Source organism: Microscilla marina ATCC 23134, assembly GCF_000169175.1.
GTDB classification, from domain to species: domain Bacteria; phylum Bacteroidota; class Bacteroidia; order Cytophagales; family Microscillaceae; genus Microscilla; species Microscilla marina.
This window is the reverse complement of record NZ_AAWS01000077.1, coordinates 1-13,366: the sequence shown is the minus strand read 5'-3', so window position 1 is coordinate 13,366 and position 13,366 is coordinate 1. Positions and strand designations below refer to the sequence as shown.

General features: G+C 42.5%; 9 protein-coding genes. 2 read left to right on the top strand and 7 right to left on the bottom strand.

Annotated features, from left to right (window positions below):
- Positions 1-258 precede the first annotated feature (258 nt).
- The 5 genes from M23134_RS35230 to M23134_RS35210 all read right to left on the bottom strand — a co-directional run bounded on the left by M23134_RS35230 (position 259) and on the right by M23134_RS35210 (position 5,090).
- The gene (locus M23134_RS35230; protein ID WP_045114971.1) at positions 259-1,047 is read right to left on the bottom strand and encodes a hypothetical protein; all 789 of its coding nucleotides are present in this window, start codon (positions 1,045-1,047) and stop codon (positions 259-261) included.
- A 38-nt stretch (positions 1,048-1,085) separates the two neighbouring features.
- Positions 1,086-1,931 carry a class I SAM-dependent methyltransferase gene (locus M23134_RS35225; protein WP_002705248.1) on the bottom strand — a complete coding sequence of 282 codons (846 nt, stop codon included), beginning with the start codon at positions 1,929-1,931 and terminating at the stop codon, positions 1,086-1,088.
- Positions 1,928-3,460: a bifunctional ADP-dependent NAD(P)H-hydrate dehydratase/NAD(P)H-hydrate epimerase gene (locus M23134_RS35220; RefSeq protein ID WP_002705247.1), complete on the bottom strand. Its 1,533-nt coding sequence runs from the start codon at positions 3,458-3,460 to the stop codon at positions 1,928-1,930. Before M23134_RS35220 ends, M23134_RS35225 begins: the two co-directional genes overlap by 4 nt.
- A 705-nt stretch (positions 3,461-4,165) precedes the next feature.
- On the bottom strand, positions 4,166-4,582 hold the full coding sequence (locus tag M23134_RS35215) for a hypothetical protein (protein ID WP_002705246.1): 417 nt from the start codon (positions 4,580-4,582) through the stop codon (positions 4,166-4,168).
- A 52-nt stretch (positions 4,583-4,634) separates the two neighbouring features.
- Positions 4,635-5,090 carry a MaoC family dehydratase gene (locus tag M23134_RS35210; RefSeq protein ID WP_002705244.1) on the bottom strand — a complete coding sequence of 152 codons (456 nt, stop codon included), beginning with the start codon at positions 5,088-5,090 and terminating at the stop codon, positions 4,635-4,637.
- Positions 5,091-5,443: 353 nt separating this feature from the next.
- Here M23134_RS35210 and M23134_RS35205 point away from each other — a divergent pair, with 353 nt between their 5' ends.
- Together M23134_RS35205 and M23134_RS35195 are read left to right on the top strand one after the other, a co-directional pair.
- Positions 5,444-6,142: an SIR2 family NAD-dependent protein deacylase gene (locus M23134_RS35205; protein WP_045114970.1), complete on the top strand. Its 699-nt coding sequence runs from the start codon at positions 5,444-5,446 to the stop codon at positions 6,140-6,142.
- Positions 6,143-7,768: 1,626 nt separating this feature from the next.
- Entirely contained in the window at positions 7,769-9,904 is a 2,136-nt protein-coding gene (locus M23134_RS35195) for an ATP-binding protein (protein ID WP_082226774.1), read from the top strand.
- A 166-nt stretch (positions 9,905-10,070) separates the two neighbouring features.
- On the opposite strand, the gene M23134_RS35190 is transcribed toward M23134_RS35195, so the two are convergent.
- Together M23134_RS35190 and M23134_RS35185 are read right to left on the bottom strand one after the other, a co-directional pair.
- Positions 10,071-11,726, bottom strand: coding sequence for a S41 family peptidase (locus M23134_RS35190; RefSeq protein ID WP_002705238.1), 1,656 nt, complete (start codon positions 11,724-11,726; stop codon positions 10,071-10,073).
- A gap of 36 nt (positions 11,727-11,762) precedes the next feature.
- Positions 11,763-13,366 (bottom strand): S41 family peptidase (locus M23134_RS35185; protein WP_002705237.1); only part of this gene is annotated, 1,604 nt, incomplete at its 5' end.

Sequence of the window (13,366 nt, the reverse complement as noted above, 5' to 3'; positions counted from 1 at the left end):
ATCGCTTCGCGCTCATTCGTAATTGACCCATTTGTCATTGGCTTCGCTTCGCGCCCATTCGTAATTCGTAATTAGCCAAAGGCAGAGCTCCCTCTAGTCGGTTCGTAATTGATCCCAGAATAAGTAGACCATCGTTTTTTAGCTTCGCTTCGCGCCCATTCGTAATTCGTAATTGATCCATTCGTAATTAAAAAGCCTGGCTTTGCCCCATTCGTAATTCGCAATTGATCCATTCGTAATTAGCTAAAGTAGAGTATGTTACAAAACCAAATGCAAGTGTGCTTGTACATATTGGGCAGAATAACGCAAAGCATCGCAAAACCAAGGCACCTCACAGTGAGGTGTAGAAGAAAAATAATGCAAGATTTCTTCATCTTTCATTGTCAAAATATCTAACCATTGGTAGTGCAATGCCAAAAATAACAGTTGTTTTACCTGGGCATGCGTAAATGGTGCATTGGCTACCCGCAACACAATGGGTGGGCTCAGCTCAGCACCAAAAAGACTCACCAGTGTCTGAAGCCCTCCGGTAACATCACGCTGGTCTTCGGTAAGATCAAAGCGTTGATTGCTTACTTGCCTAGTGGTAAGATCAATGCCCAAGCAATCACGGTTTTGCTCCAGGGGGTTCCCTGTATTGAACCAAAGATTGGCTTTGCTTATGTACCCATCAGCGCTTGCCAAAGACTGCTGGGCAATCCACGCCTTGAATAAATCAATATTTGTTTGAGTGTTTGTATCAGGTGCCTCTTGGTGCTGAGCATTGGCGCCTTGGGCAAACAGTTGCATTTCCCCTTTGAAATGGCGGGCTACTATAGCGAAAAAAGCTTCTACACCAACAGGCTTACTCAAATGGCTCAGCAAAGCTATAGGCACTCCTTGTTGATTTTTACCCGTTACAATCGCAATAATGCAAGAAGTAGCTCCGTCAGAATACAAGTAGTGCATCGAATGAGGTTGCAGTAGACTGGCGATGTAATAATGGTCTTGTGGAACATAACAAAACCCGGCAGGAATACGGGCACTTTTCGTTATTTGAGCAGACATATAATTCATTGATGTGTTTGGAAGATATATGCTAGAGCTTATTGGGACTTCTTTTTTTCTAGTAAAATCCAATCTTTGGTAGTATTGCTATACCTCACGTAGTATAACCTGCCACCTTGCTTTTTCAGCGCAAAAGTTCCCATCAAATTTGGTATATCATAGCCGCTTACTTTGCGAAGCGCCTGGGCATACACCATTCTTACCTCCAACAATACCCCTCCTTCTTTAAGTTGTTGCATCAATGTATAAAACAAACGTGCCATGGGAACGTGCTTGCGAATAGGTGAATACAAGTAGATAAAGTCAAACTGTTGGTAATAATTGGCAGCAATGGTGAGTGCATTGCCCCATCTGATACTCATTTTTTGGCGCTTGATCATAGGCTGCCAATAATGCCTACTCATGCTTACCAAGGTTGAGTCATACTCAAGCCCTTCGCTATGGTCAAAACCCAAACAAAGTGCTGCATATAACTTTTCTCCGTTACCCGATCCTACGTCTACAAACGTATGGTGCTGAGGCTCTTTCAATACTTGGATAAGCTCCACAAAAGGTTTCATTCGGTATAAAATACCACCCCAATAGCTGGTATCCAGGCTATTGATCCGATTACCGGCTTTTTGGCATACTGCCGAAATAAGTCGCAGCTTACGGGCAAGCAAGGGCTTTTTTTGTCGACAATGTTGGTATACTTGCCAAGCACCTATTTGCAAACTGTCTAGTTTTTGGCTCAGAAAGGAGTCTTCACTTTCCCAGGCTGTTTGTTGCCAAAATATTTGCTGCGCCGACTTTACGCTTGTGGCTTCAGTGTTGCCTGTAGGCTGACAAGCCCAACAACTAAACAGTGCCGCTACTATTGCTCCCCACCATTGCCTGTCACTCATTCGTGGTTGGCGTTATTTTCTAAGGTCTTAAAAGCTATCCCCATATAATTGATAATGTCTGATGCCATCAAAGAGTATTGTCCTTCTGCTTTGGCAGCAAAATCTCCGGCAAGCCCATGTACATACATGCCCAAAGCGGCCGCTTCAAACGGGGTATAACGTTGAGACAAAAGCCCTGTAATAATACCAGTGAGCACATCGCCCGTGCCTGCGGTTGCCATACCAGGGTTACCCGTAGAGTTAAAGTATACTTCTCCTTTGGGGGTCGCCAGTGCCGAATGTGCTCCTTTTAGCAATACATACACGCGGTGTTTTTGGCAAAAAGCCTTGAGTGTTCTTAGCCGGGCGTAGTCGGTGCTGGTGCGCCCCACCAATCGTTCAAACTCTTTGGGATGTGGGGTAAAAATACTGTATTCGGGCACATTAGTAAGCAGTTTGTCTTGGTTCTCGGCAATCAGGTTGATGGCATCAGCATCTATTACCATAGGTTGTTGCGCTTTTTCGAGCAACTTGGTAAGACAACGTAAAGTATTGCTATGCTTGCCCAACCCTGGGCCTATGCCTATAGCACTGTATTTTTTATCATCTATAGACGGAAAGTTAGACACATACTGGGCGTGGGCATCCAGCGACACCATCGCTTCGGGCAAAGCAGTTTGTAACACATTGTAGCCCCGTGTAGGTAAGTGAACCGTAAGCAAGCCAGCTCCCGCCCTTAGTCCTCCGTGTACTGCCATCACTGCCGCACCCATTTTACCTTCGCTGCCAGCAATCATCAATGCGTGGCCAAAAGAACCTTTGTGCGAAAACTTAGATCGTGGTTTAAATATTTTTTGGGCAAACGCTGTGTTTACATAGTAATTGCTAGTAGGTGCATCGTCTATAAATGTTTGATTAAGACCAATAGAAACTGCCTCCCAAGAGCCTACAAACTTGTCGTTGTGTGGCAACAACAAGGCAAGTTTGGGTAACTCGAAACTGATGGTATAATTTGCCCTTACAATGACTCCGCTGCTCAAGCTATCGGGCAACAGCCCAGACGCTATGTCTACGGCAATGAGTGTGGCACCGCTGCGGTTCATTTTTTTTACTGCTTGTGCAGCTATGCCTTCTATAGTACGGTTAAGCCCCGAACCAAACAAAGCATCTATCACCACAGCATTGGCAGGAATATCGGGCAAATGGGTTTCTTCAGTGGCTTCTATAATGGGGTGCTTTTTTTTGAGACGTTCATAGTTTTGGTCGAAGTCTGCCGAGGTAGTTTCGGCATAACGCACCACACAAGTGGTGACCTCATATTGGTTGCCCAATAGCAAACGGGCAATTGCCAAGCCATCGCCCCCGTTGTTGCCTAACCCACAAAACACAAAAACTGGACGCTTGCGGTTGTTTTGGCTAAAGCCTTTTCTTAAAAACCAATTGGTAAAAGCTACCGAAGCCCGTTCCATCAGATTGATAGACGAAATAGCGTCTTGTTCGATGGTGTACGCATCTAACTCTTTGGTTTGTTTAGCAGTAAGAATTTTCATAGTGTAAGTCGTTTTTTAGTGGGGTATTTGTGCGCCCAATCAAATAATATGCTGCTACAAAATGGCACAGTCAGTTAGTAGCACCAACAGGGGGCAAGCTTTAAGCGACAAGTCGCAAGTCCTTAGATACCGATGAATATCGGTGCTAGACCCTGTGCCACAAGTAACTACCAGGTTCTAGTTCCATAGGGAGCTATCAAGCTTGTAAAGTGTTTATTTTCAATTGTTTACAAATTTGACAGTTAGAAGCCCCGACAGGGGCAAGCTTTAAGCGACAAGTCGTAAGCTATTCCCTATTCCATAGGGAGCTATCAAATTTGTAAAGTATTTATTTTCAGTTGTTTACAAATTTGATAGTTAGAAACACCAACAAATCTACGCATTTAGCCACAAGTGCTAAAGTGCCAATGCACATTGATGCTAAAAGTAGTCACCAAGTCTACAATAAGTTGATCTTTAAAGCCTGAATTGTGATCTTTTGTAGACAGCAGTAACTTACTAAAACAAAAGCCAAACCATTGCAGGGTTTAGCTTTTGTTTTTTTAGCATCTAAAACTACCTATAAGGAATGGTGTAAAAATAAAGTTCTATAGTAACGCCAAAATATTTTGTTGGCAGTAGAGGCAAAAAAACGCGTCATAGCAGCGCTACGGCAAGTTTTTTTAACGAATTCTGTCAGCGAAAAATGACGTTAAAAATGTAAATTTATTTTGGTACTATTCCTAACGTTGCCAGCCACTTTTGGGCAGGCTGACTTTTGTTAAAAATCTCGATGTCTAAGCCTGTGCTCAGGTTACGCAAACAGTTTTTGGCGATACTCGTACCCAAAATACTTTTGGCATTGACCAATGCCACATGTTCAAGCCCTGCCTTTACGATTGCCGGGTAGAACTCGTCTTCCAGCCAAAACTGGTCTTGCTCATTCAAGCGGGTTTGTTCAGTATTGTCAGAAAGCCACTTAGAGAGGTTTTTCTCTTTAAAAGTGTCGATCAACGTCAATAAAGGTTTTCTGAATGTATCTAGCTCTACCTTGGGTCCAAAGTAAAGCTTCCACTCTTCGAGAATAGCATTGAGCTTTTCGTCGTAGGTGATTTTTAAAAATTCACTGTCAAAAACTACCATATTTAAAATTAATGATTAATGATCTGGTACAATGATAAATGTTCCAATGTTACTAAGCATAAAACCTCATCAATGACTCGGCTACACATACCGGTTTGGCTTGTCCTTCACGCTCAAACGTGGCCGTAAAAGTAGCCTGTAAACCTCCTTCTACCTCTTTGTATGCCGAAAAAACAAACTTTGACCGTACCTTACTTCCTGTAATCACCGGAGACATAAAACGCACTTTATCGGTACCATAATTTAAACCAAACTTTACTCCTTGTACATCTAGTACCTCGTTCAGTAGTTTAGGCAACAATGATAAGGTTAAAAAACCATGGGCAATGGTAGTACGGAAAGGTGATTCTTTTTTGGCTCTTTCGGTGTCTACATGTATCCATTGATGGTCGCCGGTAGCTTCGGCAAATTTGTTTACCATGTCTTGTGTCACTTCTATCCATTCTGAGGTGCCTACTTCTTTGTCGAGGTAGGTTTTCAATTCTTCTAATCCATTTATGACAAGCATATCAATTGATTTACTTTTTGGTTCATGTTAGTTCATTCTTTTGGGTTCAATATATAAATTCAAGCAATGAGATACAAACTACAGACAAGGGTTATTTTTATTGGTAAAAAAACAATCTACTCACTGTCAAGCCATTACAATGAAGTCACCATCCATTCGCCCTTATAAATTATCATTGCCCTATGCCACAATGCTTTCCACTCTCCCTCTCCCCTGTTTTTGCTTTTTATAAATCAGGTCTATCAATTTTATAACTATAAATTATGTTAAGTAAAATATATGCAAATTCTTGTACTTTTTTTGTAATTTGTCGATTGTTAAGTTTTAAAAGCCAACAAGTATCAAAATCAATCATGAGCAAACAAAAAATTGTAGTATTAACCGGGGCAGGCATCAGCGCCGAAAGTGGTATCAGTACTTTTAGAGATTCTGATGGGCTATGGGAAAACCATGATGTAATGGAAGTAGCATCGCCAGAAGGCTGGCAAAAAGACCGTGCACTGGTGCTGGAATTTTACAACCAACGCAGGACACACGCCCTGGCTGCCCAACCCAATGAAGGCCACCTGGCGCTGGCTCGGCTGGAAGCAAAGTATGAGGTGGTCATTATTACCCAGAACATAGACGATTTGCACGAAAAAGCGGGCTCTAGCAATGTATTGCACCTACACGGTGAACTAGGCAAAGCGCGTAGCACTACCAACCCCGAACTGGTATACGACTGGGGCAACAAACCCATTAATATAGGCGACAAATGCGAAAAAGGTTCACAATTGCGTCCACATATTGTATGGTTTGGCGAAGCAGTACCTATGATGACAGTAGCTATTCAAGAAACGCACTCTGCAAATCTTTTTATAGTAGTGGGCACTTCGTTGGCAGTATACCCCGCCGCAGGTTTGCTTGATGAAGTAGATACTGACGTGCCCAAGTACATTATAGACCCTCGCATGCCTGATGTACGCGCTCGCCCTCACCTACACTTGATAGAAGAAAAAGGCTCGGTGGGTGTACCAACTTTGGTAGACAAACTACTAGCCAAGGTTTCTTAAGGAAGAGTATCAGCGACAAGTAGCAAAACTTTATATAAAAGTACCAGCGAACCACCTCTTGTGGCTACTTGTCGTGTTAAAATAATTTTGAAACCGTACACTTTTTTATAGCAGATAAGCCTTGATTTTTTTGATAGTTTTACAGCATAAAAGCAGCTGCTAATCTGCCGAGTTGTAGAATAAAGCTTGGTTTCGTTTCCCTCAGGCATCCGTTCATTTCCCCGAATCAAGTTCGGGATCATGGATTTTCTTTAGCTAAAAAAACGAACCAAAAAAAGCCACCGCTGTAGTTTGCCTGGCTAAAATTTGTTTCATTACGCCGAACCGCAGGGCGAAGCCCAAGTTTTAAAATCCCGAACTTGATTCGGGGCTCTGCCTTTTCGGCTAAACAGCTCAAACATTCCCTCGTTCCTCGGTCAGTGATCTGTTTAGCTTACGCAGAGCTCGGCGCAGCAAAGCTGCAGCCTCGGTTTTACGGCTTCATTCCTCAAAGTCGAGTAGATAAGGGGATTTTCACCCCAAATCTCTCACAGAACCGTGCGTGATAGTCTCCCATCACACGGCTCTTGTTATACAAATCATCATAATTTAACTCCTGTATTCCAGTGATAAAATGGTAATGACTTTGTCTTGTCGCTTTTAATCCTCCTCATATTATTAAGTTGTTAAAAACTTGAAAACTGTATAACTGAACCCCTTCGCTCCACTTCCATTACAGAAGCTTCTACACTAATACGAGTTCATCCGCCACCCTCTATCATCTCAGTATTCGCCTTGTAGGATCGCTACTTGTACTTTCCCTTAATGATCATAGAGGGCTTCCCCTGTTCCATAACTAAGCCTAAATAAGAGTCATGCCAACTTAATGACGGTTGCCACATAGACACTTGACAGGGTACGCTCTATGCTTTGTCCCAAACTTTATCGGATAAGTCTGGTTTTGACAACAAGTAGCTGTTCTCGACACTTCTTCATTGGTTCACTTGCGTTCATCTCTCTTATTCACACCTGACTCCGTACCAGCGGAGCCTTTTCTCTAGCCGTTCAATACCAAAACATTACTGTCATAGCACCGTAGAGTGGTTTAAAGGCTATTCCTGTAAATCGCCTTTGGTGGGTCTACCACCATCTTAGTTATAGCATACAAAGCTTGTTGTGCTTTGTTTCAGGGCACACCCGATAGCTACAGCTTCGCTGTGCTGAGCTCACCGAAGGTAATTTCTTAACGCCCACAAACTAAGGCGGAAAGTAAAGACGCTGTTTTTCAAGCACTTTTGAGACTGATAAAATTAAACTCTACGCAAGTATTAGTAGTGAAAAATTAGTGTACGGTTTTGAAAAATAATTAAAAGTAAAGAGGAAAAATAATAAAAAACAGGTTAGAACAGAAGTCGTTTGATTTTTCCACAAAAAACTAGTAAGTTTAAGTAATGTGTCTGTCCTCTGAATGAGATGACGACAAAAGCCATTGAGGAATCGCACAACAATATTGATCGGTAAGTAATCTGCTTATAAAATTTTTAAATTATAATTTGGGCTAAAAAAGCGACTTTTCACTCCAAAGATACGCTTTAAACTCTACACTCGCTTGTGAGAGCTCGCCTATACATTAATCATCAGGGCAAAATGGCATATCTTAGACTCAGACTATCTCATTATTTTACCTTGACAATCGCCTGTCTGTTGTCATTCCCCCTTTATTGCCAAAACACCCCTTCCGATAGCTTGTTTTATTTACTCAAACAAGCCCGAAGAAAAACACCCCCCGACCATCAACTTCAACTTAACCTGCTCAACCAAATAGGTGAACAGCTTCTCAAAGAAGGCTCAAGCGATGCCCTCAAGTACATAAGGCAGGCGTTGGTGTTGGGCAATAAAACCAACTACCGGGCTGATAAACTACGTTCGCTGATCATGTTTGGGCTTTACTACCAACACAACGACCACCCCCAAAAAGCCATAGAATACTTTAATGAAGCGTTAAACTCAGCCAAGAAAAATAAATTTCACGCCCGTTCTGCCGAAATTTCGTCCCACCTAGGCGAATGCTATCGTTCGTTTAACGAAGTACAAAGCAGCATTTATCACTACTTCGAGGCGGCCAGTTTTTACCGAAAAATCCCTGACGACAAGGGCTACATTAAGGCAATTAACAATATAGCTGGGGCATTTTATGACATTCGCGAATACCGTAAGTCGCTCAAGTATTTTAAGCAAGTAATGGAAAGCGCCGAAAAGTTAAAAGACGACCGGGCTTTGATGGCTGCCTTAAATAATGTGGGCAGTGCTTACAATGAGTTGGGTAGCTACGAAAAAGCCCTCGAATACCTTAAAAAAGGCGTAAAACTAGCCAACGAACAGCAAGGCAAACCAAGAATAAAAGGCGCTTTACTGAGCAGTATTGGTGAGGTATACCTCAAACAAAAAGAGTATGGAGTGGCGCTTGAATATTTTGATAAAGCCTGGAAAATAGCCCGGGAAGTGCAATACCCACACTTGATGGTGATTGTGGGGCGTGACCTTGCCCAGGCGTATGCTGCTCAAAAAAACTACCCCAGAGCTTTGACTTACGGATTGAGCAGTTTGAAAACTTCGCAGCGAATGAAAGATGTACACCAAATGCAACTAAACTATGCGCTGTTGTCAAAAATATACAAGCAAGACCAAGACTTCAAGCAAGCCTTATTTTACTATGATAAGTACCACCGACTGCACGACTCATCAAGCCACAACGCCCAAATAGAGGCAATGCGCCGTTTGGAACTCAAACACCAAAACGCGCAAAAAGAACAAGACATCAAGTTGTTGATCCAGGAAAAAGAGATGCAAAAAGCCCGCTTCCAACAAAAACAACATACTATTTACCTGAGCATTATCATATTTTTGGTATTGCTTATTCCCGCTTTGCTCTATTACCGTTATCACCGCAACAAAACCCACACTCGTATATTGTTTGAAGAGAGGAACAAAGTTATTGCATTGCAAAACGAAAAAATTCAAAGTCAAACTTATCACCTGCAACGCAAAAACGAAGAACTGAACACTAAAAACCAAGAACTGACAGACCTCAATCAAGAAAAGAATTTATTGGTAAGTACGCTCGCCCACGATCTTCGCAGTCCTGTAAACCAAGTAAAGGGTTTATTACAACTTACTCAGCTCACGATTAATCCAGCAGACGAAACTGCCAACTATTTGCAAAAAGCCTTACAGTCTACCGATAGACTCAGGGATATGATAGACCGGATTTTGGATTTAAAAGTGTTGGAAGAAAAACAGCTGTCAATGCAGTTAGAAAGTTTGGACTTGCACGATGTACTCACAGAAGTTGTACAAAGTTTTGCCGATGCTGCACAAAAAAAGTCTATCACGCTTTACTTGCCTCCTGCTAGTTTGGATGCCTCTTTTCGGGCATACCTCGATAAAAATTACACCCTCCAGATTTTTGAAAACCTGTTATCAAATGCCATCAAGTTTTCGCCTGCCCACACACAGGTATCTATAGACCTGCAATGGCACCAAAACAAAGTACGTATTACAGTGCAAGATCAGGGACCCGGAATCAGCACTGAAGATCAAACCCGGCTGTTCAGGAAGTTTCAGCAGTTGAGCGCCAGGCCTACCGCTGGCGAAACTTCTATAGGGTTGGGCTTATCTATTGTCAAAAAATTTGTAGATGCTATGCAGGGTGAGATTTGGTGCAAAAGTGCCCCCAACGAAGGCTGTAGTTTTATTGTAGAGTTTGACCGGGAATTGAGTTGAACGACCTTTACACAACAATTGTCCGTTTTTCACTTTGAAGCCTCACCGTAATACCCATTTCGCCATTTTTCTGAGTTGTTCACTGCACAAAAAAAAGCGACCCACTCCACCGCAAAAATCAAATTTTACAATGGAGTGAGTCGCTTACTTCAGCGTTTGTAATCAATTACTTACCCGCCAAAAGTTTGCGGTAACGCGCCATATTTTTAAACAACTTCAGGGCTTCCTGCACTTCTTTGTCGCGCTCAAAAGTGGCTTCGATCTGTCCCTCTTCGAGGTAATAGCGTAGCACAATCTCAAGCTCAAGTTGTTGCTTGATCTCAGCTTTGAAGGTAGTAAGGTCAATGGCTTTGCTTGCCGCCATTTTTTTCTTTACCGACTCTATCTGGGCTTTTATCTTGCTATAGGTTTTCTCTTTTTTGGCTTTTTCGGCCAGTGCCTTGAGCGACTTTTCTACCTTGGTAGTGTAGCTGTACTGCTTGCCTTTGAGCCATTGTACAAAATCTTGATATTCGGCATTGCTCAACTGAAACGCTTTGGCGGGTTTAATTTTTTTATGTTTGCCTACATACGCAGTCACGTAATCAAAAATCAACCCTTGCTCAAGCAATGTAGTAGTAATCAAGGCCAACTTGCGTGCTTTTACTGGCACATCAGGATCTAGTCCTACTCCATCGTATACTGTACGTCCGTTTTTAGTTTTAAAAGGCTTTTTCAACGAATCAGCCATTCTATCATGCAACGCACCTGCGTCGTGATCGCTGTAGTCAATGGCCTGAATACAGCGCCCGCTCGGAATATAATACTTAGCGGTGGTAATTTTTACCTGAGAATTGTAAGACAACGGTCGGGGAATTTGTACCAAGCCTTTGCCAAAACTCCGTTGTCCAATAATGATCCCTCGGTCAGAGTCTTGTAAAAAACCAGCCACAATCTCAGACGCAGAAGCACTACTGCCATTGAGCAACAATACCACCGGAATCTCCAGGTCCATAGCTTCGCCCATTGTTTTGTACCCTCGGTTAAAGTCCTTTACCTTGCCTTTAGTGTTTACAACCTCTACCCCTCTGCCTACAAACATATTGCAAATATTTACTGCTTCTATTACCAGCCCCCCAGGATTACCACGCAGGTCGAGCACCAACTTTTTCATCCCTTCCTTTTTCAGTTTTTTAAACGCTTCTTTTACTTCTTTGGAAGCTGTGCGGGTAAACCCCTGTAATTTGATGTACCCCACTTCATTGGCAAGCATACCCGAATAAGGTACATCCTGTATTTTGATGTTTTGACGGGTCACTTCAAACTTTTTCCGGGTGTTTTCGCCAGGTCGGGCAATCATCAAACTCATTTTGGTGCCTGCCTGCCCTTTAAAAATCTTGTCGATTTCTTTAGTAGATTTGTTCTGAATATTGATGCCGTCTACCTCTACAATTTCGTCCCCTATCTTGAGCCCAGCCTTATAAGCAGGCGATGCTTTGTCATATTTTACAATAATGGTTTTGCCTTTATAAGTACGAGACACTACCCCTATACCCCCATACTGTCCGGTATTTTGGGTGCGGTAATCTTCTATTTCGTCTTCGGGGATATAGTTGGTATAAGGGTCAAGCGACTTGAGCATGCCATCCAAGCCGTTTTTCATCACAGTACTTGGGCTCACATCGTCTACATAGTTTTGGTTAACCTCCCGATATACCTGTGCGTATAACTCCATGCTTTTGGCAATCTCAAAATACTTATCTATGGGTTTGAATGCCAATAAACCAACAAACAGGAACATGGCAGTTATTGCTATATATTTTTTCTTGATGAACTTCTTCATTGCGCTGTCTTTGTTTGATTATATAAACAAGGGAACCTATTTGCGGGCTTTTTTACTGATTGTCAAGGCTTGTTTGTAATCGTTCATATTGCCCAGCAGTTTCAAGGCTGCCTTGAGCTCAGCATCTGCTCTAAACGACACTTTAGTAAGGCCTTTGTTTAAATAGTAACGCGACACAATTTCCAGTTCCAACAAATGCTTGATGTCTTTCTTAAAAGTGCTCAAGTCTTTCTCTTTATTATGCGACACCCTTGTTTTTAGATTGCCTAACTCACCTTTGATTCTACTAAAATATTTTTCGCTTTTCGCTGTTTTTTCCAGCGTTTTCAGGCTTTTTTCTACTTCGGTCACATAATCGTAGTTTTTGTTTTGTAACCAGCGCACAAAAGCTTGGTATTCTGCCTCGGTCAATTTAAACGTTTCGGCTTTTGCAATACTTGAGTTTTTAGAGGCATACAGGTTGGCATAGTCAAACAACAAACCTTTGTCTAGCAGGCTATTTACTATAGGAGCATACACTTTCTCCTTTATTTCAACATCAGGCGCCAAGCCATTGCCATCGTATACTACTCTACCACTTTTGGTTTTAAAAGCTTTTTTCAACGAATCGGCAATTTTATCGGCAGACCCATCAGCGTTGTGTTTGCTATAGTCCAGTGCCTGAATACAACGCCCACTAGGAATGTAATACTTTGCGGTGGTCACTTTCAACCGGGCGTTGTAAGCCAACAAACGAGTAGTTTGTACCAAACCTTTACCAAAGGTATTTTGTCCGATCAGTACTCCCCGGTCGTAGTCTTGTACCACCCCGGCTACAATCTCTGAGGCAGAAGCACTGCGATTGTTTGTAAGCACTACCAAAGGAGTTTTGGTGTCATAAGAGCGGTTCAAAGCCCGGTAAGTCTGATTGATTTCTTTCACTTTGCCCTTAGTACTCACCACCTCTTGGTTGCGTTCAATAAACAAATTGGAAATATTGATGGCTTCGCTCAACAGCCCTCCGGGGTTTCCTCTCAGGTCAAGTACAATTTTCTTGGCGCCTTTGGCTTTCAACTTGTGCAACGCCTTGCGCACCTCACGTGATGCCCCTTGGGTAAAGTCACTCAATTGAATATACCCTACATCTGAGGCTATCATGTCATAAAAAGGTACATTGTCTATTTGTATTGTTTGCCGCTTAAGTGTCATATTCAGGTTACCTTTGCCTACCCTACTTACTTTCAGTTTAATGGCAGTGCGAGGCGCCCCCTTGAGCAACTTGCTTACTTCGGTAGTTGATTTACCTTTAAGTGGTATGCCGTCAATGGCTACTATTTCGTCGCCTACCTTAAGGCCGGCTTTGTGTGCCGGAAAACCCTCATAAGGCATAATCACCAAGGTTTTGCCGTTGCGATTCCCAATAGTAGCTCCTATACCTCCGTATTGTCCAGTAGTCATTGTACGATAATCGGCAAGGTCTTCTTCGGGAATATAGTTGGTATAGGGGTCAAGCGATTTGAGCATGGCATCTACCCCGGTTTTCATGAGTTTGGTGGGATTTATCTCGTCTACATAGTAGGTATTTACTTCCTTGAAAAGGGTGGCAAAAATGTCCAGGTTTTTTTGAATTTCGAAATACTTGTCGTTGGTACTGGGTTTAA

Coding starts and splice junctions, on each gene's coding strand:
- M23134_RS35230 (WP_045114971.1), bottom strand. CDS start 1,047: ATGTCTGCTCAAATAACGAAAAGTGCCCGTATTCCTGCCGGGTTTTGT.
- M23134_RS35220 (WP_002705247.1), bottom strand. CDS start 3,460: ATGAAAATTCTTACTGCTAAACAAACCAAAGAGTTAGATGCGTACACC.
- M23134_RS35190 (WP_002705238.1), bottom strand. CDS start 11,726: ATGAAGAAGTTCATCAAGAAAAAATATATAGCAATAACTGCCATGTTC.
- M23134_RS35215 (WP_002705246.1), bottom strand. CDS start 4,582: ATGGTAGTTTTTGACAGTGAATTTTTAAAAATCACCTACGACGAAAAG.
- M23134_RS35205 (WP_045114970.1), top strand. CDS start 5,444: ATGAGCAAACAAAAAATTGTAGTATTAACCGGGGCAGGCATCAGCGCC.
- M23134_RS35195 (WP_082226774.1), top strand. CDS start 7,769: ATGGCATATCTTAGACTCAGACTATCTCATTATTTTACCTTGACAATC.
- M23134_RS35225 (WP_002705248.1), bottom strand. CDS start 1,931: ATGAGTGACAGGCAATGGTGGGGAGCAATAGTAGCGGCACTGTTTAGT.
- M23134_RS35210 (WP_002705244.1), bottom strand. CDS start 5,090: ATGCTTGTCATAAATGGATTAGAAGAATTGAAAACCTACCTCGACAAA.